The sequence below is a fragment of the Fumia xinanensis genome, assembly GCF_014384905.1.
Lineage (GTDB): Bacteria > Bacillota > Clostridia > Oscillospirales > Ruminococcaceae > Fumia > Fumia xinanensis.
The window spans coordinates 1-20486 of the sequence record NZ_JACRSV010000006.1; the positions used below are offsets into that span (position 1 = coordinate 1).

The window sequence follows — 20486 nt, forward strand, 5'->3', positions numbered from 1 at the left end:
TGTATATTGCCTCTTAGCTCAGTTGGTAGAGCATGCGGCTGTTAACCGCAGGGTCGTCAGTTCGAGCCTGACAGAGGCAGCCAAAAAGGAAGAGCAGTGTGGACGCAGTCCATGCTGCTTTCTTCTTTTACTTCTTTTTCCGGCTTCAACTTACAGTACTGTGTTTCGGGAGATGCATGACGGTTGTCTGCACTAAGCTTGCCTGGTGTGCAGCTGAGTGTCGTCAGTTACTGGAGGAGCCAAAGAAGAAAGAACTCCATCAGAATGGAGTTCTTTCTTACTAGTAAGCTTAATTGTTTGGATTTTCTCGATTACGCTGACATATTACTTGAATTAGCGTAACTGTTTGGTACCCTAAAGAAACCAGTAGGCTCGTTGCAATGAGCCCATTGTAATGTTTTGAAAAGCTGATTAGATACACGATTAATAAAATAGCAATTCCTATTATTTTGGGCAGGATTAGGTCTTTTTTCAGCAACTTATCCATAAAAAGCGTATCAGCACCAATTAAAAGCCCATAAACGATAGGTAGTGCGACTGCCACAATTGTTGATACAGGAGTAAAAGTCTGGGCAGAATATGCTTTCGACCAATTTTCAAAGAGCCTGAGGATAATAAAGAGAATGGGCAGAATGATTAGATACGAATAATAGATTATTTTTACTCTTGTTTTCATGGGTTTCACCAAATATTATTTGTCAGTTCAATTTTCCAACTTTCTGAACCGCGCGTTAAAGTAATATAATAGTAACATCCTACAGCATTAGAGGATGAATTAGCCACGGGATAGTTTTTCCATGACGACGGCGCAGTAAATGTCCAAGATCTGGTTGAAACACTCGGTTCATATGGAGAAGAGTTAGAACGGTATCCAGAAGGAGTATATCCTTCTTGACCAATATGAGCGTAATTTTTTGTGATGTAGGTATTGGAGCCCAAATAACTTCCTGATTGGGCCCCGACAATTCTACCAGTAACTTTATTAATGCCATAGTATTCTTTGCCATCTGAATAAGTGTATTTCGTATAATAAACACGTGTTGTAATAGTGGCCATTGGAAGATTATCACTTTCTGAACGTTCAACACTACCATCATTTTCTTTAATAATAGAAGCATAGGATAACAGGTCGTCTACAGTTCCTTCCAGGGCAATTATTTTGACGTTAGTTTTGATTTCATTTTCGATAATACCCTTGCCACGAGTTTGTACCGTATTGATTGATTCTGTCATACTGAAATCCATTTCATTATCTGATATAGCAATAATTTTGCCATTTTTTATTACAGAATCTATCATATCATATGTAATAGAATCATTTTCTAGGGCAATAGGATTCTGTTCTGAGGAAGTCTGTATATCCATTGCAAATATAGGAAGGCTTCCTGCTATAATCATTGAGGACAATACCATTATACATGTTAAAAATTTTTTCATTTTATGGCCTCCTTTTAAATAATATCGCATCGATTTATACATAATATTTATACCATAATTTTCACCTGCCCTTCTACGTTTATTTTACAAAATTAAACTAATTGATTTTGTCGAATAAACGAACTAAAAGAAAAAATTTTGACAAATCCAATTTTTTCTTTTATAATAAATTATACTAGCTAAAAATAACTTGAATACAGAGTGAGGTATAAAATATATATGAAACGCATAGCAGCAATTTTAATGGCATTGATTACACTTGTCACCTTTTCCGCTTGTGGGGGAAGTGATCAAGATCGAGACTTATATCAATATGATACTTTTTTGAATGCAAAATGGGGAAGTGACCCTGACCAAGTTTTTGCGGATTTGGGACTTTCTAAAAAGCAGGTCGCACGTCAAGGAGAGGCGACTGATAAAGAGAAAGGATATCCAGATGGCACCTTTTCTTATAAGATTACTAAAAAATCCTCGATGTACGGACTGCCTGTTTCGGTAGAACTCTTATTTGCTGATCACCTTTTTGACCTTTCGCAGCATATTGGACTATATGCTGTAAAGGTGACTTTTCTAGAGGATTATCCATCCACATTTTCTGCCAACAGTGTCCAATGGGAACCAAGCGATTATAAACTGGATCCAGATCTGGCCATGGAAGAGATTAACAAGCGGATTCTTTACAATACTGAGCAGCAGATGGAGGAGAAGGGCCCCTGGAAGATACAGAGATGGGCCTCTAAGACTACGCCAAGCTCAGTGCCAGGAGAGCAAGGACAGAAGCTATGTGAAGCGCTCCAGTCGGTTACAGAGAATTTTGGGGTCATTGATGCGACTGTTTTAGATCAGCCGTTATCTGTGATGGAGCTGTATTACGATAATCCGGATGAATATTCTTTTATGATATTTAGTGGATTTTCCGCAGCTGTGCTCCGCAATATGAAATAAAAACAGGCCGATTCGTTTATTGCGAATCGGCCTGTTTTAAAATGCCAAATTAGTTAGTCTAATTTTGGAAAAATAAAGCTCTGAGAAGAATTCTCAGAGCTTTATTACGTTGGAGGCGTCACCCAGATTTGAACTGGGGGTGAAGGAGTTGCAGTCCTCTGCCTTACCACTTGGCTATGACGCCATAAAAATGGAGCGGATTACGAGGCTCGAACTCGCTACCTCCACCTTGGCAAGGTGGCGCTCTACCAGATGAGCTAAATCCGCATATATGGTGCCTCCGGTCGGAATCGAACCAACGACACGGGGATTTTCAGTCCCCTGCTCTACCGACTGAGCTACAGAGGCAGGAAGATAACATCATCAAAAATCCCGATGTTTCAATATATGCAAGCAATCGGGATTTGATGACAAAATGGCGACCCGCATGGGGCTCGAACCCACGACCTCTAGCGTGACAGGCTAGCGCTCTAACCAACTGAGCTAGCGGGCCAAAAAAATGGTGGGGACAACAGGGCTCGAACCTGTGACCCTCTGCTTGTAAGGCAGATGCTCTCCCAGCTGAGCTATACCCCCACAATTTCAGCATCACTGAACGCCTCCGTTCAGTGAACGAATATTATTATACACAACTCGTCGGGCTTTGTCAACACTTTTTTTAAAAAAATTCTGCTTCAATGGGTTGCAATCTTACCCTATTTGGGATATAATATCAACATAATGCAGTATTATGTCATTTTACGTCGCGAAGACCACCTTTAAAGGGGGAGAAATCATTGGACAAGCAAATGTCCCAGGGAACCAAAAATATTATTACTGTTGTCTGCAGTTTTATTATATTATGCAGTATTATTGGACTTATACTATTAGGAATCGGTGTTAAAAATGCTGACCGAACGGGGACATTTAACTTGTTTGGGAGAAGTTACCACTTGATGCAGTCGGGGGATATGGCGCCATCCATTAACAATAAGGATATGATTATCGTTAAACATGATCCGCCTACTTCGTTTGCTCAGGGGGATTTAGTTGCTTTTTATCAGGAGAAAGACGGCGTAGATCATCTGCTGGTGCGGCGTCTGCTGCAGGTAAACGGGGTGGAGTATGTTGTCGCCGATGAAGCGGGAACGCAGGTGATTCTGTCGGCAGAGGATACTCGTTTTCTGGGAACGGTGCAGTCGAAAAGTGCCGTTTTAGGAAAGGCGGTTCTTTTTCTGCAAAGCGAAGATGGAAAACCCATTTTTCTATGGTGGAGCTTCGGTATATTATTTTTTGTGGTGGGGTTGAGTATCCTCCTTCATGTGATATTAAAAAATCGCCGGCCACAGGAACCTCCGCACGAAGACGATGAGGTCGAGACACCGGCTTATGGGACGCTAACCAAAGACTTTGTCTTCGATGATATAGATTTTGATTACGATTCAGATCAATAAAAAGATTTAACCGCTCTGACTCTAACAGGAAAGAGCGGTCATTTATTGCTATGGAGGCTTTATGAAAAAAAATTTGATTGTTGGACAGTCTGGTGGGCCCAGCGTCGCTATCAACGCTACATTGGCAGGGGTCATTGCGGCAGCACAGCAAGAGGAGCGCATTGGCAGTATTTATGGAAGCCGGCATGGAATCGAAGGGGTCCTTTACGACAGGTTGATTGACTTGACGGATTTTCGAGACCTCGAGAAGCTGAAGGCAACTCCGGCAATGGCATTGGGCTCCTGCCGCTGTAAGCTTCCGGATGATTTGGAAGCTCCGATTTACCAAACTATTGACGCTGTTCTTAAACAGTACAATATCGGATATTTTTTGTATATCGGCGGCAACGACAGTATGGATACAGTGAGCAAGCTGAGCAGATTTTATCAGGGAAAAGCAGACGCTCCTATCATGATGGGATTGCCAAAGACCATCGACAACGATTTGGCTGGTACAGATCACACACCGGGGTACGGAAGTGCGGCGAAATATTTGGCGGTGACAATGAATGAGCTGATACGAGACACCGCTATTTACGCTGTCAAATCGGTGACAATCGTGGAAGTTATGGGGCGGCACGCAGGATGGCTTACGTTGGCAGCTGCACTGCCAAAATTACTGGGGGGACAGAAGCCCGATATCATCGCTATTCCCGAGGTGCCCTTCAGCGAGTCGGATTTTATCAATCAGGTTCGTGAGAAAATGAAAACCACTGATAATATTGTGATAGCTGTCAGCGAGGGGATCCGCAACGAAAAGGGAGAGTATGTAGGCAGTTCCGCCAAAAGCGGCGCGATTGATAATTTTGGGCATGCTTATTTGAGTGGAGTGGGGAAACATTTGGAACTTTTGGTCCGAAACGAAATTGGCTGTAAAGTACGCTCGATTGAACTCAACTTGATGCAGCGGTGTTCTTCCCATCTCGGTTCTCTTACCGATGTGGAAGAGAGCTTTTCCATTGGAAAATTTGGCGTAAGAGCCGCATTGGCTGGAGAGACAGGAAGAATGGTAGCCGTAAAAAGGGAGACAAATGAGCCTTACTCTGTCTCTATGCATACGGTGGAAATAGCAGATGTAGCTAATCTTGAGCAACTTGTTCCAAATAAGTGGTTTGATTTGGAAGACAAGGAAATTCAGCAGGAAATTTGTCGGTATATTCTGCCTTTGATTCAGGGGGATATTCCAAGATTTCAAAATGATTATGGATTAAACGAATACGTTATATTTTAGTTTAAAAAAAGAGCGATAAACCAATCAGGTTTATCGCTCTTTTTTTATATGTGCATAAATGAAATATATTTTATAAATAATACAATTCGTATAATAATTATAATCAATATGTTTGAAAATCTTCCCTTTCCTAACAAAAGTCGTCTATTGCAAGAAAAACAGGGAATACTTCTCTTTGAATTATCAACCTTTGCTGGCAATTTTCTATTGCGATTTTTAACAGGGGACAAAACCCAATGATATTTATTTCGATTTGTCAAAAGGTAATAACAGATTGCCGCCAAATAGGCAATAAAAATAAATAGATGGTCTTTCGTTTGAAATTTTTTCAAACAAAGGCACCGCTCTACTTAAAAATTTTGTTAGGCTAATATGAGCGGTTCCTTAGAAAGGAATGGGCATTATATGAGAAAAGTAATTCAAACGACAACGTTATTTGTCAGCATTTTTACAATTTTTATTATGAGTTTCGTTACTTATTTAAATCAGGATATACCCGACAGCTTTTATGTTTATGGAAATCAGCAATTTCGGATTTATCAGCATAGTCAGGTATCAGTAGAAGAAGCAGGAAATGAAAAAGAGGTCCGCGCTGAAGCAAATACATCAGCAACCAAAGCGGTAAATCTGAAACTTTTGGGGGTTATTCCGGTGAAAACCACCTATCTTCATCAGGCGGAAGAACGGTATGCCGTTCCGTGCGGAACCCCTTTTGGACTGAAAATGCTTACTGCTGGTGTGGTGGTAGTGGGCCTTACTCCCATCGATACCGAAACGGGCAGTGCCTATCCCGCTAAAAATGCCGGTGTGGAAAAAGGGGACATTATTTTATCTGTGAACGGACACGATGTGTCTTCATATACAGAACTTTCTCAGAGAATTAATGATACAAAAGGAGAACCGGCGACGATTCAGCTGATTCGAGACGGACAGCAAATGAAAGTGTCTATCCAGCCGGTAAAAAGTCTTACTGACGGGGCTTATAAATGCGGAATTTGGGTGCGTGACAGCTCAGCGGGAATCGGAACGGTTACTCTTTATGACCCTGTTTCAGGGGATTTTGGTGGCTTAGGGCATGCGGTATGTGATATTGATACTGGAGAGCCTCTCCCTCTTTCCAGTGGGGAGGTAGTCCCGGTTACGATTTTGGATGTGGTGAAAGGCACAGCGGGTACTCCAGGAGAACTGAGAGGAACATTTTTGTCCCACTCTGTAGTGGGAGAATTATATACCAATAACGAGACGGGAGTATATGGGCAATTAAAAAGCAAACCGGTGGAAAATGAACCTATACCCATTTGCCTCAAACAGGATGTTCAGACAGGAGCTGCACAGATATACACCACGATCTCTGGCACCAAGCCTCAAATTTATGACATTGAGATAGAAAAAGTCAATCTCAACGATCACTCTCCTACTAAAAATATGGTAGTAAAAATTACAGATTCGAAACTTTTAGAAGCCACTGGCGGTATTGTACAGGGTATGAGCGGAAGCCCAATTATTCAAAATGGTAAACTAGTCGGAGCGGTGACACACGTTTTTGTAAACGATCCTCAAAGGGGTTATGGAATCTTTGCAGAGAACATGATTGAAAATTTTTCCGACATCGCTTCAGAAGAGGCTGCAGGATTTTAACACTTTTTCGCGAAAACCTCCCTTTTTCCTACAGCAAACGGGATCTTGTTTTTTTGACTTATTTTTTAGGTTTAATAGAAATTAGACAAGAATCGACAATTTTCGCTTACAATATAAACAAGTCTGTAATTAATTATTTAACACAATAACCAAATATAAAAATCCTTAAGTTTTGCTATTGAAAATCCGGACGAAAGGTGCTAGAATAACTCGTGTGATAAAACTGTTAGGAGGTTTTTGTATTGGACAACAGGAAAAAAGTTCTGATTGGTGACGAATCATCTGATTTTGGTACCATATATCAGAACAAACTGAAAGAAAAGGGATACGATGTTATTCTGACGAAAAGAGATGGCGGTCAAATTCTCAATGTGATTGAACAGGAACATCCAGATCTAGTTGTTATGAGTACCTTGATGACCAGCATCGACGCGGTACATGTGTTGAGTGCACTGAAGGGCAACGACAACATCCCCATGTTTATCGTTACTTCGGCTTTTAACAATGGAATTGTCGAAAAGCAGATTATGGAGAATCCACACTGCTATTATATGCTGGAACCCTTTGAAATTTCGGTTTTGCTTGACCAGATTGATCTCATGTGCGGCGTTTCCAATGAGGAAGAAGTTACTTCTTCCAAACAGCATGGAGAGATTACGCTTCAGCAGCTTGAGGTCAATATCACAGGAATCATTCACCAGATTGGTGTGCCGGCACATATCAAGGGGTATCATTATCTGAGAGAGGCAATTTTACTGTCTGTTCAGGATACCGCGATGATGAATTCTGTGACCAAGCAACTTTACCCTCTTGTTGCCAAGAAGTTCGGGACTACCGCTTCCAGGGTGGAAAGAGCCATCCGCCATGCCATTGAAGTGGCTTGGGATCGCGGCGATGTGGATGTACTCAATTCCTATTTTGGATACACCATCCAGAATAGCAGAGGAAAACCCACGAATTCTGAGTTTATCGCGATGATCGCGGATAAAATCAGAATGCAGATCCGCTTGGCTCATGGTGATTCCGCCGATTTATTTCAGACCAGAAAGTAGATCCGAGGATGACTGGTATCCTCAGGTATGGAATAATACACAAAAAGCTGTGGACAGAATATTCTGTCCGCAGTTTTTTGTTTTCTATATTATGGTTTCGCGGCTATAAAATAGTCACAGAAGCTTTAGAAAATTTCCGACAGTTCAAAGCTGCCTGATGGTAAAATAGAAGGCGGCAATGGAATTAGTATATCATTGGAGGAAGCATGTTTTTTGTCGAAAAAAGGCTGAATATCATTACTGGCCATTACGGAAGCGGGAAAACCAATTTAGCAGTGAACATTGCGCTTGATCTATCTAAGAAAAGAAAAAAGGTAGCGATTATTGATCTGGATATTGTGAACCCCTATTTCCGAACAGCTGATTTTAAAGCGCTGTTTGCGCAAAATCAAATTTGTCTGGCCGCGCCTGTTTACGCAGGCAGCAATCTGGACATTCCGGCTTTGCCGCCGGAAATAGAAACTCTCCTTTCCGATGAGGAAATAACGGTGGTCGTAGATGTTGGCGGAGATGATGCTGGTGCAATTGCGCTGGGCAGGTACGCCGGACTGATTGAGAGTATGGATTTTGATATGTTTTATGTGGTCAACCGATATCGCTTAGGTACGTCTACGCCCAAAGATAGTGTCAATCTTATGAAAGAAATAGAGAAAGCTTCCCGTCTTCAGACGACTGCGATTATTAACAATTCAAACCTGGGGGAGGGGACAACTGGAAAGGATATTTTGGATTCCCTTCCCTATGCAAACGAAATTTGCCGAGAAACAGGATTGCCGCTGGCGGCGACTGCGGTTTTTTTGCAAAAAGCTTTGGAGGTCCAGCTGCCAATGGAATATCCGATCCGCATATTTGTTACGAAGCCTTGGGAACAAGGGCCTTTTTAATTCAGAAAGGAATAGCTATGCCAAAGGTCATCATTGATCCGGACCGGTGCAAAGGCTGCGGCCTCTGCGTCCATATGTGCCCCAAAAAGGTACTAGTGCTGGATAAAAAGAAGCTTAATAAAAAAGGATATACGCCATCTACTCCGGTTCATCCGGATAAATGCATCGGATGTGCCATTTGTGCTATGATGTGCCCCGACTGCGCCATAACTATTAAAAAGGAAAAAAAGGAGGGGAAATGATGGGGAAAAAGTTTTTGATGAAAGGAAACGAAGCTCTTGCGGAAGCAGCCATCCGAGCCGGCTGTCGGTATTTTTTTGGCTACCCCATCACTCCGCAGACTGAAGTGGCGGCATATATGGCCAAACGTATGCCGAAAATCGGCGGAACGTATTTGCAGGCGGAAAGTGAAGTTGCCGCCATTAACATGGTACTTGGTGCTGCAGCAGCGGGAGCGCGGACCATGACTTCGTCATCTTCTCCTGGAATCAGCCTGAAAACTGAGGGGATTTCTTACATTATCGGTTCAGATCTGCCCTGCGTCATTGTGAATGTGATGCGGGGAGGGCCTGGACTCGGCGGTATTCAGCCGTCTCAGTCCGATTATTGGCAAGCGACCCGGGCACTTGGCCACGGAGATGGGCACGCCTTGGTTTTTGCGCCGTCGTCCATTCAGGAAATTGTCGATCTCATGGGCAAGGCTTTTGATTTGGCAGAAGAATATAGGATGCCGTCGCTGATTTTGGCGGATGGGATGCTGGGACAGATGATGGAACCAGTGGAGTTCCCGGAAAGCAACTGTCATACAAAGGAAAAAACATGGGCTTTGACAGGCCATAAGAATAAAAGGCCTCCCAATATCGTCAATTCACTTTATCTCAATCCGTCGGAGTTGGAACAGACTATCCTCAATCGATTTGAACGATATCGCATCATAGAAGAGAGGGAAGCTGTAGCGGAAAGCTTATTCATGGAGGATGCCCAGTATGCTGTCACCGCTTACGGCATCGCAGCCCGGGTAGTTAAATCTGCTGTACAAGCAGCCCGTGAAGAGGGAATTAAAGTTGGGCTGATTCGTCCCATTACCGTTTGGCCCTTTCCCCAAAAGGAATTCGACGGCGCCGAAACTTTAGACGGTATCTTATGCGTGGAACTCAGTATGGGGCAAATGGTGGAAGATGTGCGTCTTGCGGTCAACGGTCGTTGTCCAGTGGAGTTTATTGGCCGGACAGGTGGCTTGGTGCCTACCCCAGATGAGGTACTGTATGCGATCCGCAAAATGGCCGGTCTTTCATGAGCGCGAGCGGAAAGGAACAAATATGTCTGTAGTGTTTGAGAAAACAAAGGGTCTAACTGAAAAGGCAACCCATTACTGTCCTGGATGCACACACGGTATTATTCACCGTTTGGTGGCAGAATCCCTGGAAGAACTTGGGATGCTTGGAGATGCTGTCGGCGTGGCGCCAGTGGGGTGTGCTGTAATGGCTTACGATTATTTTAACTGTGATATGGTGGAAGCGCCCCATGGCCGCGCACCGGCAGTGGCCACCGGAATCAAACGGGTTCACCCGGGCTGCATCGTCTTTACCTATCAAGGGGACGGTGATCTGGCGGCGATCGGTACGGCGGAAACCGTCCACGCAGCTACTCGGGGGGAAAATATAACGATTATTTTTGTAAACAACGCTATTTACGGTATGACCGGCGGTCAAATGGCTCCTACTACCTTGCCGGGACAGGTCACGCAGACGACGCCCTTTGGCCGGGATACCGCAGCAGCAGGATTTCCTATCCGGGTCTGTGAGATGCTCTCCACCCTGGATGGCGTAGCATTTGCAGAGAGGGTGGCGGTACACGATGTGCCCCACATAAAAAAGGCGAAATCGGCTATCAAAAAAGCCTTTGAGGTACAGAACAAACGAAAGGGCTTTTCTATTGTAGAGGTGCTGTCCACCTGCCCGACGAATTGGGGATTAACGCCGGTGGAAGCTCTTTCCTGGCTAAAGGACAATATGATTCCATATTATCCGCTGGGAAATTTTGCAGACCGGACAGGGGAGGATGCATAATGAGTTTGCAGATGCTATTGGCAGGTTTTGGCGGTCAGGGAATCCTCTTTATGGGGAAGGTGGCTGCGGCTACAGCGATGATTGACGGAAATTACGTCTCATGGCTTCCTTCCTATGGCCCTGAGATGCGGGGAGGAACAGCGAACTGTTCGGTTTGTATCGATGAGCGGGAAATCGGCTGCCCTATTGTGCTGTCACCGAATTTATTTGTGGCGTTTAACCGGCCTTCCTTTGAAAAATTCATTGGCGCAGTTCAAGCTGGAGGAATGGTTTTTTCTGATAGCTCACTAGTGGATTTGTCCTGTCCGCGGGAGGATGTGTGTTATTTTCCAATTCCCGCTACTGCTTTGGCGCAGGAAAACGGGCTGCATGGTTTGGCAAATATGATTATGCTGGGCTATCTCACGAGGGTAAGCTGTTTTACCTCACAGAAAACAGTGGAACAGGCGGTACGGGAAAGCGTCCCCTCCTCTAAGATACAATTGCTGGATAAAAATTTACAGGCCATTGCCCTAGGAGCTGAATTTGCGGGATAATGGAAGTTTTTTCGCATATAAAAACTCGGTAGTCAGATTTTTTTATAAATATGAGATAGTGATAAAACAGCTTAAGTCAAGGTTGTATGCTAATTTTTATATCCTATCATTTCCAAATTATTTATTGCAAGCTTCGAAAGTTCATACTTTCGAAGCTTGCAGCTTTGTGTCAGACGCATTATAATAGAAGAAAATGATTCTGAAAGGCGGCGTGTGATGGAAAAAGTTCAGTTGCAGTTACCAATGTCTCAAGAAGAGGCGGTGGGATTGCTGGCTAAAGTAAGTACGCCGCTGTTGGAATGGTATGATAAACACGCCCGAGTGCTTCCTTGGCGCAGCAATCCTGAGCCTTATTGGGTTTGGCTTTCGGAAATCATGCTTCAGCAGACCAGAGTGGAAGCGGTTTTGCCCTATTTTCAGCGTTTTGTAGAAGTGTTGCCGGATATTTCGTCCTTGGCTGATGCGTCGGAAGAACAGCTCCATAAGCTATGGGAGGGACTGGGGTATTATTCCCGGATCCGGAACCTTCATAAAGCCGCCAGACAGGTTGTGGAACGGTATGACGGCAAATTGCCCCCGTCCTACGAACTCCTTCTCGATCTATGCGGAATAGGAGAATATACGGCAGGGGCCATTGCTTCTATTGCGTTTGGGGAGCCGGTTCCAGCAGTAGATGGAAATGTGCTTCGAGTTTTTTCGAGAATTTTGGGATGTGAGTCGGATATTGCCAGCCCACAGGTAAAAAAGGCCTATCGAGAATTATTGCAGGAAATTGTGTCCCGGCACCGCCCGGGGGATTTTAACCAGGCAGTGATGGATTTAGGAGCAGGGGTTTGCTTGCCAAATGGGACGCCCATGTGCGGTTGCTGTCCTCTCTCCCATTTGTGTACTGCATTTCGTGAGGGAACCCAGTTGGCGTTTCCGATTAAATCCGCAAAAAAGGCGCGGCGACTAGAGGAAAAAACGGTATTTTTGATCTGCAATCAGGAGGGAGTACTGCTATCAAAACGTCCTGCAGTAGGCCTTTTAGCTGGACTGTGGGAGTTTCCCAATGTTCCATTGCGACTTAGTAGAGAGCAGGCGGAAGACGTGCTGCGACAGCAGGGAAACCTTCCTATCAAGATTTATTCCCTTAAAGAGGCAAAACATATTTTTACCCATGTTGAATGGAAAATGGCGGGATACTTAGCCGTCTGCCAGCAAGCTCGCTGGGAGGGAGCTGTTTTAGCTACTTTAGATGAATTAGAAAAGATTTATGCTGTACCGGGAGCGTTTGCCTCTTTTAAAAAACAGCTATTGGAATATACTGAGAAAGGGATGGGATAGGAATGACGGAACAAATTAAAGAAGAAACTAGAGGGGCGCTGTCCGAACTTTTAGAAACAGCAAAACTCCGGTCAGGAGACCTTGTTGTGGTAGGGTGTAGCTCCAGCGAAATCGTAGGAAAAAAAATCGGCACTTGCAGCAGTAAGGCGGCAGCGGAGGCTGTTTTTGATTCCCTTATAGCAGTTCTGAAGGAGGAGGGGTTGCTTCTCGCGGCACAGTGTTGTGAGCATCTCAACCGTTGTTTGGTGGTTGAACGGCGAGCTGTCGAAAAATATAACCTTACAGAGGTAAATGTGGTTCCTCACCCTCATGCAGGAGGGGCTTTTGCTACGACTGCCTATGAAAGGTTTGAAGATCCAGTCGTAGTGGAGCATGTGCGGGCGTCAGCTGGGATGGACATCGGTGGGACCCTCATTGGCATGCATTTACTGGAAGTTGCTGTCCCTGTCCGAGTGAGCGTCAAACAGATTGGAGAGGCTCCCATTACCTTGGCGAGAACCCGTCCAAAATTTGTGGGAGGGGAACGAGCACATTATAATGAAGAACTTTTATAAAAAAAGGAACCGATTTTTCGGTTCCTTTTTATTTTTATATTTAATTGAGCATTCCATTTTCTTTCTCTTTTTCGGCAATGATTTTATAATAGTTTTCAAAATAATCGGAAATCGCCTTAAAAGTTTTCGACTTTAAGGAGTAAAACGTTTTTCTTCCGGAAATACGAGTGGCGATCAGATTAGCGGCCAACAATTGGTTTAAGTGGTAAAAAAGGGTATTGTTGGGGATCTTTAATATTTGAGCGATTTCAGTGGCGTACCGTTCTCCATTTTCCAAAAGATTGAGAATATCAATCCGACGCTGGTCACTGAGGGTGCTGCCCAAACTGACCAAATCAATCCTTTCATGAAAGCAGCAGCTGTAATATCCTGCATTGGAGCCCAATATAAAATGAGCTTGGGAACCTGCGGACTGGCAGTGTACCGCGCTGTCATCCACGAATGAAAGAGTATAAATCAACGAATCGTATTTTTTAACATTCCAATTGAAACTTGTATATTTGGTCACCTCTGTAATTTCCTCCTCGGATAAGAGGTGGGCCTTTAGGTGGTCAATATAATCGGAAAACCGTATTTCAATTTGATCCATAATTTCATTCATCTTTCGAAAAGCTTGGCAAATTTTTTTAATGCAGCCCTTTGGCGACAGACATAAAGAAACGACTTGGTATTTAGCGGAGTCATCTAAATCTAACTTTGAAACAAAGTCATTGAGCTTTTCGTAATCTGTCAGTAGCGCCTCATATTCCTGGCGTGATTTGGTTTGATTGTCTAGAAAGCTCAAAAAATGTGTGAGAAGAATGGCCGGATCAAGCAATTCAATCCACTCGAAAAACTCTTCCATGGATTGAAACGAAAAAAATGAACGGGCAGACATAATGAAACGTATCCAAAAAAGGCGAAAATCATGCTGAAAGGAAAATAAGATAGATATAAATTTTTCATCAATTTCGGCGGAGCGCCGAATAAATTGATGGATTTCTGAAGTGATTTTTGGAGTGGCCTCAAAAGAAATGTCCTGATTTCTAATGATAAAAGATTTGTAATCATAATGGATTGCACCAATAAAAATCAGATCATAAACTCTTCCTGGAACAGGATGATACGTAATCACACAAGCCCTCCTCTCATATATCTGCACAATACAGATAGGACAGTAATTGTTAAATTGCTTAACGTATTTATTGTACTAAAAATCAAGTAAAATATCAATAATTTTTCGAATATTTTATGATTTGTTCAATCAAATTCGAAAATAGATTCAAAAAAAGTGGAGTATATAATTTTTATAAAAAGTTATTGACAAATAGATTTTACCAGTGTATTATTGTATTAAATAAGTAGTACAATAATACACTGCAGAAAGGAGCCTGCTTATGTCATGGAAACTGAATTCAGATCGGCCAATCTATGCACAGATTATTGAAGAAATTCAGCTGCGTATTGTGTCCGGCGAGTACCGTGCAGGACAGCGAATGCCATCTGTCCGAGAACTGGCAGCCGAAGCGGAAGTGAATCCCAACACGATGCAAAAGGCATTGGCGGAAATGGAGCAAAAAGGGTTACTGTACAGTCAGCGAACCAGTGGGCGATTTGTAACGGAGGATCAAACGATGATTGAAGAAATCAAGAATACATTGGCAAAAGAACAGATTGTTACCTTTGTAGAGAACATGAGGCAACTGGGCTTTAATAGTGAAGATATTTTGGCACAAGTTCGAAATATAGTGAAGGAGGAACAGTAAATGGCTCCGATTTTGGAATGTAAATCCCTAGTTAAAACTTATAGTGGAAAGATAGCGCTGTGCGGCGTGGACCTCTCTTTGGAAAGGGGGAAAATTATTGGTTTGCTTGGACCCAACGGCAGTGGAAAAAGCACTCTCATCAAATTGGCCAACGGACTTTTGACTCCGACACGCGGAGAAATCCTAATTGACGGAAAGAGACCGGGAGTTGAAACCAAAAAAATTGTATCCTATCTACCTGAGCGCAGTTATCTTTGTGATTGGATGAAGGTTTCTGATATTATTTGCTTTTTCCATGATTTTTATGATAATTTCAATGTTGAAAAGGCTTATGATATGCTCAAACGGTTGAATATCGATCCGGCTGATAAGCTGAAGACCATGTCCAAGGGCACCAAAGAAAAAGTGCAGTTGATTTTGGTAATGAGCCGGGAGGCGGACCTTTACTTACTTGATGAACCCATTGGGGGAGTGGACCCTGCAGCGAGGGACTACATCCTTAACACGATTATTACCAATTATAATGAAAATGCCACAGTGGTGATTTCCACCCATTTGATTTCCGATATTGAAAAAATCCTCGATGAAGTGATTTTTATCCATATGGGTGAGGTTCGGATGCAAGCATCTGTCGATCAAATCCGAGAGGAACAGGGAATGAGTGTAGATGCTTTGTTCAGGGAGGTATTCAAATGTTAGGAAAACTGACAAAATATGAATTTAAGGCGACGGCCAGAGTGTTGCTGCCCGCCTATTTAGCCCTTCTGTTGGTTACGGTACTGGGCAAAGTGCTGCTTGCAGTTCCCCCTGTACAGGAAGCCTTAAACGGTGCCATCGCCGGGTTTTTCGTCGTAATTTACATGCTTATGATTATGGGCGTGCTGTTTCTCACCTTTTTCATATCGGTGCAGCGGTTTTACAAAAATCTCTTGGGGGACGAGGGATACCTGATGCACACTCTGCCGGTAAAGGTTTCGACCCATATTTGGGCAAAGTTGCTAACCTCCGGTGTGTGGTATTTGGCCAGCGGTGTATTGGTGGTAGCGGCGATCCTCCTATTGGCCTTTGATACGGAGAGTCTAGCCAAATTGCCTGGATTTTTTGGGGAACTTTTCCAAGCACTGGGTCACCTGAATATTAACGGCTGGTTGTTCCTTGTTGAGTTTTCAGTATTGCTGTTAGCGGAATTGCTGACGACAATTTTAATGTTTTATGTCTCAATGGCTATTGGTCAGCTGTTCGGCAGACAAAAGTTACTTGGCTCTATCCTGACCTATATCGGGATTACCTTTGTTCTTCAGATCGTCGCCGTTGTTGCCATGGTCATTGTGGGTGCTGCGGGGTCTGATTTCTTCTTAAAAATGGGCACATCTGATTTCATGATGGATCTGCAAACCTCAACAGGCCCGTTGGTACTGCTCCATGGGGCCTTGCTGACGGCGCTGGTGATTAATCTGCTCTGTGGAGTAGGGTGCCTTTTGGGCACTCGATATTTGTTGGCAAAAAAATTGAATCTGGAGTAGGAACAAAAAGGGCTGGGATTGCATTCCGGCCCTTTCCTAATAACATCTACAATAGATACTGTGTAACTTCCAATTAAGTTACATTTGTTCATAAAAAATTAACAAGAAATTGGACATAAACCCTTGCAATGGCCGGTTTTATGCGATATAATCAATGTTGCGTGACTGCGACAGATATGCGATGAAGCGAAAGGTTGCTGCTATTTGCAGGTAATTTTCGCCGAGTATGTCCGATTTTAAACCGGGCGACAAAAGATTGAATACCGATGAAATCGACCGATGAGGGGGTATTATGCCCTTAAAATTGGGGTTTCTGTGCAAACTGCGCCTCTTTAGGCGGCAAGTGCAAGGTGATTTTCAACGACTACCCGGAAAAACCATGCGTTTTTTCGGTTTTTTTAATGGCCGTTTGCGAAACACCCGGAAACGTGTTCAAACGATTGTCTTGTCCCCGCAAATTTTTAAGGAGGCGATGACAAGTGGCAGTCAAAGAAAAATTAAGGATCAAACTGAAAAGTTATGATCACAATCTGGTGGATGCTTCCGCGGCCAAAATCGTGGAAACCGCAAAGAAAACAGGAGCTAGAGTTGCAGGTCCTATTCCTCTGCCCACTCAGAAAGAAGTCGTAACCATTCTCCGCGCTGTGCACAAGTACAAAGACAGCCGGGAACAGTTTGAGATGAGGACGCACAAAAGACTCATCGACGTTTTGAGACCGTCTGCAAAGACCGTCGAAGCGTTGCAGGGCCTTGAGCTCCCCGCAGGCGTAGAAATCGAAATCAACCTGTAATTTCGACATGAATCCCAAGATGGTTCATGAAAACGCCTCGCATTTCCGAAACACTTTCCTGAGAGTTTCGGAAGGTCACGTTGGCGTGAGGCCAACCAATAGCCTATAAGGAGGAAAAAAGATGAAAAAAGGAATCATCGGTAAGAAAATCGGTATGACCCAGATTTTCGATGAAAACGGAAAAGTCATTCCGGTAACCGTGGTTGAAGCTGGCCCTTGCGTGGTTGTTCAGAAGAAAACCGAGCAGAATGACGGCTACGAAGCCATCCAGGTAGGATTTGGCGACGCGAAACCACACAAGATCAGCAAGCCGCTCAAAGGCCATTTTGAAAAAGCTGACGTCGCTGCAAAGAGAACTCTGAGAGAATTCAGAATGGACGATTGCAGCGCATACAATGTCGGCGACGTGATCAAGGCTGACACTTTTGAAGTCGGCGACATGATCGACGCAACCGGCACTAGCAAAGGTAAAGGCTTCGCAGGTTCTATCAAACGGCATGGAAACCATTCCCTGAGAGCTTCTCATGGTACAGGCCCTGTCGCGAGACATGCAGGCTCCATGGGCGCTATTTCCGACCCCTCTAGAATCTTCAAGGGTAAGGGAATGCCTGGCCACATGGGTCACGAGCGGGTTACCGTTCAGAACCTGGAAGTCGTCAAAGTCGATGCTGAAAACAATCTGATTGCCATCAGAGGCGCGATCCCCGGCCCCAAAGGCGGCGTGGTTATCCTCTCTGACAGCAAGAAGGCTTAAGGGAAGGAGGAATTATAATGCCAAAGGTTTCCGTATTTGATATGGCGGGCAAAGAAGTCTCTCAGATAGAACTTTCCGAAGCCGTATTTGGAATCAAACCGAACACCGCGGTTATGCACCAGGCAGTAGTTGCTTACCTTGCCAACCAGCGTCAGGGCACTCAGTCCACCCTCACCCGTACCGAGGTTAGAGGCGGCGGCCGCAAGCCGTGGCGTCAAAAGGGTACAGGTCATGCGAGACAGGGCTCCATCAGAGCTCCCCAGTGGGTCGGCGGCGGCGTCGCAATCGGACCCAAGCCCCGCAGCTATAGACTGGCAATGAATAAAAAGATGAAGAGACTGGCGCTGAAATCCGCGTTCTCCTCGAAGGTCCTCGACAACAATCTGGTAGTCGTCGACAAGATCGAGATGAACGAGTTCAAAACCAAGACTATTGTCAACATGCTCAAAGCATTGGGCGCTGAGAAAAAAGCCCTTATCGTGCTGGAGCAGAACGACGAGAAAGTCGTCAAGAGCGCACAGAACATTCCCGGCGTGAAGACCGCTTACGTCAACACTCTGAATGTTTACGACGTGTTGAACTACGACAAATTCATCGTGGTTAAAGACGCCGCTCAGAAGATCGAGGAGGTGTACGCATAATGAAAAGAGCACAGGATATTATTCTGAAGCCTATCATTACTGAAAAATCCATGGCTGGCATCTCTCTGAAAAAATACACCTTCAAAGTTGCGAAAGATGCAAATAAGATTGAGATCGCCAAAGCAGTGGAATCCCTTTTCAACGTCACCGTTGACAAAGTGAACACCATGAACTGCAAAGGCCGGTTGAAAAGACAGGGCCGCACTGCCGGATACACCCCTGATTGGAAAAAAGCAATCGTGACCTTGAGCGAAGACTCCAAAGCAATCGAGTTCTTCGAGGGTATGATCTAAGCTGAATTGATTCAGCGATTCAGGGATTTTTCCCTGGGTGATGTATGGGAAGTATCAAGCTTCTCGCTAAACCGAATTAGGAGAGTGAATTAAAATGGCAATTAAGTCATATAACCCCACCACTCCCGGCAGACGTCAAATGACAGTTACCGATTATTCTTCTCTGTCTAAAGTCGCTCCTGAAAGAAGCCTTTTGGAGCCCATGAAGAAGAATTCCGGCCGCAACAGCTACGGCCGCATCACTGTCCGTCACCGCGGAGGCGGAAACAGAACCAAATACCGTATTATCGACTTCAAACGCGACAAACAGGGCATGGACGCTAACGTCCTCACCTTGGAGTACGATCCCAACCGTTCGGCTCATATCGCACTCGTTCAGTACGAGGACGGCGAAAAACGCTACATCCTCGCTCCCAACGGCCTGAAAGTCGGCGATAAAGTCAGAAGTGGCGCCGATGCTGACATCAAACCCGGCAACGCCCTTCCTATGTCCAACATTCCTGTTGGTACCTTCATTCATAACGTCGAGCTGTACCCCGGTAAAGGCGCTCAGCTTGTTCGTGCGGCTGGAAACCAGGCTCAGCTGATGGCGAAAGAAGGCGAGTACGCTCTCGTCAGACTTCCCTCCGGTGAACTCAGAAACATTCCCGCTAGATGCATGGCAACTGTCGGCCAGGTCGGCAACATCGATCATGAGAACGTTTCCATCGGTAAAGCCGGTAGAAAACGTCACATGGGTTGGAGACCTACCGTTCGTGGTTCCGTCATGAACCCCTGCGACCATCCTCATGGTGGTGGTGAAGGTAAATCTCCCATCGGCCGTCCTTCCCCTGTTACCCCTTGGGGTAAACCCACTCTGGGTTACAAGACCCGCGCGAAACATCATCGCTCCGACAAGTTTATCGTAAAACGCAGAAACGCGAAGTAAGAAAGGAGGCAGATGAATCATGGGTAGAAGTGTTAAAAAGGGCCCTTTCGTACAGCCTGCGCTGTATAAAAGAGTTGTCGCCATGAACGATGCAGGCGAAAAGAAGGTTTTGAAAACCTGGAGCAGATCCTCCACTATTTTCCCTGAATTCGTTGGACATACATTTGCTGTACACGACGGACGCAAACACGTTCCGGTGTACGTAACAGAGGATATGGTCGGTCACAAACTCGGCGAGTTTGCCCCCACCAGAACTTACAGAGGCCACGCTGGCTCTAAGACATCAAATAACGGAAAGTAGGCCGAAAGGAGGATTTTTGAATGGAAGCAAAAGCTTACCTGAGAAATGTACGCATCGCTCCCAGAAAGGTTCAGATCGTTCTCGACCTCATCAGAGGTAAAGACACTGACACCGCTATGGCAATTCTCAGACACACACCAAAAGCTGCTTGTGAGCATCTCGAGAAGCTTCTGAAGTCGGCCATCGCAAACGCAGACCACAACTTTAATATGGATGTCAACAATCTGTATGTTGCGGAATGCTTTGTATGCCCCGGTCCCATCATGAAGAGAATCAGACCAAGAGCACAGGGCCGTGCCTTTAGAGTATTCAAGAGAACTTCGCATGTCACCCTTGTCCTGAAGGAAAAGGAATAAGCTGAAAGAG

At 44.6% G+C, this 20486-nt stretch carries 24 protein-coding genes and 6 tRNA genes; 23 read left to right on the forward strand and 7 right to left on the reverse strand.

Annotated elements, in window-relative coordinates:
• The first annotated feature begins 7 nt into the window (after window positions 1-7).
• Window positions 8-83 (forward strand) — tRNA-Asn (locus H8710_RS12685).
• Window positions 84-681: 598 nt separating this feature from the next.
• Here H8710_RS12685 and H8710_RS12690 read toward each other — a convergent pair.
• Window positions 682-1437, reverse strand: coding sequence for a hypothetical protein (locus H8710_RS12690; protein WP_249296219.1), 756 nt, complete (start codon window positions 1435-1437; stop codon window positions 682-684).
• 219 nt (window positions 1438-1656) lie between these two features.
• Between H8710_RS12690 and H8710_RS12695 the strand changes: the two genes are divergently transcribed.
• A complete protein-coding gene (locus tag H8710_RS12695; RefSeq protein WP_249296220.1) occupies window positions 1657-2382 on the forward strand; it encodes a hypothetical protein in 726 nt (241 codons plus the stop codon).
• A 110-nt stretch (window positions 2383-2492) separates the two neighbouring features.
• Here H8710_RS12695 and H8710_RS12700 read toward each other — a convergent pair.
• The 5 genes from H8710_RS12700 to H8710_RS12720 all read right to left on the reverse strand — a co-directional run bounded on the left by H8710_RS12700 (window position 2493) and on the right by H8710_RS12720 (window position 2958).
• Window positions 2493-2566 (reverse strand) — tRNA-Cys (locus H8710_RS12700).
• A gap of 7 nt (window positions 2567-2573) precedes the next feature.
• A tRNA-Gly gene (locus tag H8710_RS12705) sits at window positions 2574-2649 on the reverse strand.
• Between the two features lie 5 nt (window positions 2650-2654).
• Window positions 2655-2730: transfer RNA gene (locus H8710_RS12710), tRNA-Phe, on the reverse strand.
• A 68-nt stretch (window positions 2731-2798) separates the two neighbouring features.
• Window positions 2799-2875: transfer RNA gene (locus tag H8710_RS12715), tRNA-Asp, on the reverse strand.
• Between the two features lie 7 nt (window positions 2876-2882).
• Window positions 2883-2958: transfer RNA gene (locus tag H8710_RS12720), tRNA-Val, on the reverse strand.
• Window positions 2959-3158: 200 nt separating this feature from the next.
• On the opposite strand from H8710_RS12720, the gene H8710_RS12725 reads away from it, so the two are divergent.
• From H8710_RS12725 to H8710_RS12775, 11 genes are all read left to right on the forward strand, one after another.
• Complete coding sequence (locus H8710_RS12725; protein WP_249296221.1) at window positions 3159-3815, forward strand: S24 family peptidase; 657 nt, start codon at window positions 3159-3161, stop codon at window positions 3813-3815.
• A 61-nt stretch (window positions 3816-3876) separates the two neighbouring features.
• On the forward strand, window positions 3877-5085 hold the full coding sequence (locus H8710_RS12730; RefSeq protein ID WP_249296222.1) for a 6-phosphofructokinase: 1209 nt from the start codon (window positions 3877-3879) through the stop codon (window positions 5083-5085).
• A gap of 405 nt (window positions 5086-5490) precedes the next feature.
• A complete protein-coding gene (spoIVB, locus tag H8710_RS12735; protein ID WP_249296223.1) occupies window positions 5491-6723 on the forward strand; it encodes a SpoIVB peptidase in 1233 nt (410 codons plus the stop codon).
• 242 nt (window positions 6724-6965) lie between these two features.
• Window positions 6966-7775, forward strand: a complete 810-nt coding sequence (gene spo0A / locus H8710_RS12740; RefSeq protein WP_249296224.1) for a sporulation transcription factor Spo0A — start codon at window positions 6966-6968, stop codon at window positions 7773-7775.
• Window positions 7776-7981: 206 nt separating this feature from the next.
• Window positions 7982-8659 (forward strand): nucleotide-binding protein, encoded by a 678-nt coding sequence (locus tag H8710_RS12745; RefSeq protein WP_249296225.1) that lies wholly within the window; start codon window positions 7982-7984, stop codon window positions 8657-8659.
• A gap of 17 nt (window positions 8660-8676) precedes the next feature.
• The gene (locus H8710_RS12750; RefSeq protein WP_249296226.1) at window positions 8677-8901 is read left to right on the forward strand and encodes a 4Fe-4S dicluster domain-containing protein; all 225 of its coding nucleotides are present in this window, start codon (window positions 8677-8679) and stop codon (window positions 8899-8901) included.
• Window positions 8901-9956, forward strand: coding sequence for a 3-methyl-2-oxobutanoate dehydrogenase subunit VorB (locus H8710_RS12755; RefSeq protein ID WP_249296286.1), 1056 nt, complete (start codon window positions 8901-8903; stop codon window positions 9954-9956). The genes H8710_RS12750 and H8710_RS12755 overlap by 1 nt, the downstream gene beginning before the upstream one ends.
• Window positions 9957-9978: 22 nt before the next feature.
• A complete protein-coding gene (locus H8710_RS12760; RefSeq protein ID WP_249296227.1) occupies window positions 9979-10728 on the forward strand; it encodes a thiamine pyrophosphate-dependent enzyme in 750 nt (249 codons plus the stop codon).
• Complete coding sequence (locus H8710_RS12765; RefSeq protein WP_249296228.1) at window positions 10728-11264, forward strand: 2-oxoacid:ferredoxin oxidoreductase subunit gamma family protein; 537 nt, start codon at window positions 10728-10730, stop codon at window positions 11262-11264. Before H8710_RS12760 ends, H8710_RS12765 begins: the two co-directional genes overlap by 1 nt.
• Window positions 11265-11480: 216 nt before the next feature.
• Window positions 11481-12590, forward strand: a complete 1110-nt coding sequence (gene mutY, locus H8710_RS12770) for an A/G-specific adenine glycosylase (protein ID WP_249296229.1) — start codon at window positions 11481-11483, stop codon at window positions 12588-12590.
• A 2-nt stretch (window positions 12591-12592) separates the two neighbouring features.
• Window positions 12593-13144, forward strand: coding sequence for a TIGR01440 family protein (locus tag H8710_RS12775; protein WP_249296230.1), 552 nt, complete (start codon window positions 12593-12595; stop codon window positions 13142-13144).
• A 40-nt stretch (window positions 13145-13184) separates the two neighbouring features.
• On the opposite strand, the gene H8710_RS13480 is transcribed toward H8710_RS12775, so the two are convergent.
• Complete coding sequence (locus H8710_RS13480) at window positions 13185-14258, reverse strand: ArsR family transcriptional regulator (RefSeq protein WP_249296231.1); 1074 nt, start codon at window positions 14256-14258, stop codon at window positions 13185-13187.
• A gap of 262 nt (window positions 14259-14520) precedes the next feature.
• Between H8710_RS13480 and H8710_RS12785 the strand changes: the two genes are divergently transcribed.
• The 10 genes from H8710_RS12785 to rplV all read left to right on the forward strand — a co-directional run bounded on the left by H8710_RS12785 (window position 14521) and on the right by rplV (window position 20476).
• Window positions 14521-14889, forward strand: coding sequence for a GntR family transcriptional regulator (locus tag H8710_RS12785; RefSeq protein WP_249296232.1), 369 nt, complete (start codon window positions 14521-14523; stop codon window positions 14887-14889).
• Entirely contained in the window at window positions 14890-15588 is a 699-nt protein-coding gene (locus tag H8710_RS12790) for an ABC transporter ATP-binding protein (protein WP_249296233.1), read from the forward strand.
• Entirely contained in the window at window positions 15582-16412 is an 831-nt protein-coding gene (locus tag H8710_RS12795; RefSeq protein WP_249296234.1) for a hypothetical protein, read from the forward strand. The genes H8710_RS12790 and H8710_RS12795 overlap by 7 nt, the downstream gene beginning before the upstream one ends.
• A 479-nt stretch (window positions 16413-16891) precedes the next feature.
• Window positions 16892-17203, forward strand: coding sequence for a 30S ribosomal protein S10 (rpsJ, locus tag H8710_RS12800; protein ID WP_249296235.1), 312 nt, complete (start codon window positions 16892-16894; stop codon window positions 17201-17203).
• A 121-nt stretch (window positions 17204-17324) separates the two neighbouring features.
• Window positions 17325-17957 carry a 50S ribosomal protein L3 gene (rplC, locus tag H8710_RS12805; protein WP_249296236.1) on the forward strand — a complete coding sequence of 211 codons (633 nt, stop codon included), beginning with the start codon at window positions 17325-17327 and terminating at the stop codon, window positions 17955-17957.
• A 17-nt stretch (window positions 17958-17974) separates the two neighbouring features.
• The gene (gene rplD / locus H8710_RS12810; RefSeq protein ID WP_249296237.1) at window positions 17975-18598 is read left to right on the forward strand and encodes a 50S ribosomal protein L4; all 624 of its coding nucleotides are present in this window, start codon (window positions 17975-17977) and stop codon (window positions 18596-18598) included.
• Complete coding sequence (gene rplW, locus H8710_RS12815; protein WP_249296238.1) at window positions 18598-18891, forward strand: 50S ribosomal protein L23; 294 nt, start codon at window positions 18598-18600, stop codon at window positions 18889-18891. The genes rplD and rplW overlap by 1 nt, the downstream gene beginning before the upstream one ends.
• Window positions 18892-18985: 94 nt before the next feature.
• Window positions 18986-19819 carry a 50S ribosomal protein L2 gene (gene rplB, locus H8710_RS12820; RefSeq protein WP_249296239.1) on the forward strand — a complete coding sequence of 278 codons (834 nt, stop codon included), beginning with the start codon at window positions 18986-18988 and terminating at the stop codon, window positions 19817-19819.
• Between the two features lie 19 nt (window positions 19820-19838).
• A complete protein-coding gene (gene rpsS, locus H8710_RS12825; RefSeq protein WP_249296240.1) occupies window positions 19839-20120 on the forward strand; it encodes a 30S ribosomal protein S19 in 282 nt (93 codons plus the stop codon).
• A 20-nt stretch (window positions 20121-20140) separates the two neighbouring features.
• Window positions 20141-20476: a 50S ribosomal protein L22 gene (rplV, locus tag H8710_RS12830; RefSeq protein ID WP_249296241.1), complete on the forward strand. Its 336-nt coding sequence runs from the start codon at window positions 20141-20143 to the stop codon at window positions 20474-20476.
• The last annotated feature ends 10 nt before the right edge of the window (window positions 20477-20486 follow it).

Bases quoted from the DNA above. Each gene is read 5' to 3' on its own strand.
- H8710_RS12690 (WP_249296219.1), bottom strand. From the start codon at position 1,437: ATGAAAAAATTTTTAACATGTATAATGGTATTGTCCTCAATGATTATA.
- H8710_RS12695 (WP_249296220.1), top strand. From the start codon at position 1,657: ATGAAACGCATAGCAGCAATTTTAATGGCATTGATTACACTTGTCACC.
- H8710_RS12730 (WP_249296222.1), top strand. From the start codon at position 3,877: ATGAAAAAAAATTTGATTGTTGGACAGTCTGGTGGGCCCAGCGTCGCT.
- spoIVB (WP_249296223.1), top strand. From the start codon at position 5,491: ATGAGAAAAGTAATTCAAACGACAACGTTATTTGTCAGCATTTTTACA.
- H8710_RS12745 (WP_249296225.1), top strand. From the start codon at position 7,982: ATGTTTTTTGTCGAAAAAAGGCTGAATATCATTACTGGCCATTACGGA.
- H8710_RS12750 (WP_249296226.1), top strand. From the start codon at position 8,677: ATGCCAAAGGTCATCATTGATCCGGACCGGTGCAAAGGCTGCGGCCTC.
- H8710_RS12755 (WP_249296286.1), top strand. From the start codon at position 8,901: ATGGGGAAAAAGTTTTTGATGAAAGGAAACGAAGCTCTTGCGGAAGCA.
- H8710_RS12760 (WP_249296227.1), top strand. From the start codon at position 9,979: ATGTCTGTAGTGTTTGAGAAAACAAAGGGTCTAACTGAAAAGGCAACC.
- H8710_RS12765 (WP_249296228.1), top strand. From the start codon at position 10,728: ATGAGTTTGCAGATGCTATTGGCAGGTTTTGGCGGTCAGGGAATCCTC.
- mutY (WP_249296229.1), top strand. From the start codon at position 11,481: ATGGAAAAAGTTCAGTTGCAGTTACCAATGTCTCAAGAAGAGGCGGTG.
- H8710_RS12775 (WP_249296230.1), top strand. From the start codon at position 12,593: ATGACGGAACAAATTAAAGAAGAAACTAGAGGGGCGCTGTCCGAACTT.
- H8710_RS12785 (WP_249296232.1), top strand. From the start codon at position 14,521: ATGTCATGGAAACTGAATTCAGATCGGCCAATCTATGCACAGATTATT.
- H8710_RS12790 (WP_249296233.1), top strand. From the start codon at position 14,890: ATGGCTCCGATTTTGGAATGTAAATCCCTAGTTAAAACTTATAGTGGA.
- H8710_RS12795 (WP_249296234.1), top strand. From the start codon at position 15,582: ATGTTAGGAAAACTGACAAAATATGAATTTAAGGCGACGGCCAGAGTG.
- rplC (WP_249296236.1), top strand. From the start codon at position 17,325: ATGAAAAAAGGAATCATCGGTAAGAAAATCGGTATGACCCAGATTTTC.
- rplD (WP_249296237.1), top strand. From the start codon at position 17,975: ATGCCAAAGGTTTCCGTATTTGATATGGCGGGCAAAGAAGTCTCTCAG.
- rplW (WP_249296238.1), top strand. From the start codon at position 18,598: ATGAAAAGAGCACAGGATATTATTCTGAAGCCTATCATTACTGAAAAA.
- rplB (WP_249296239.1), top strand. From the start codon at position 18,986: ATGGCAATTAAGTCATATAACCCCACCACTCCCGGCAGACGTCAAATG.
- rpsS (WP_249296240.1), top strand. From the start codon at position 19,839: ATGGGTAGAAGTGTTAAAAAGGGCCCTTTCGTACAGCCTGCGCTGTAT.
- rplV (WP_249296241.1), top strand. From the start codon at position 20,141: ATGGAAGCAAAAGCTTACCTGAGAAATGTACGCATCGCTCCCAGAAAG.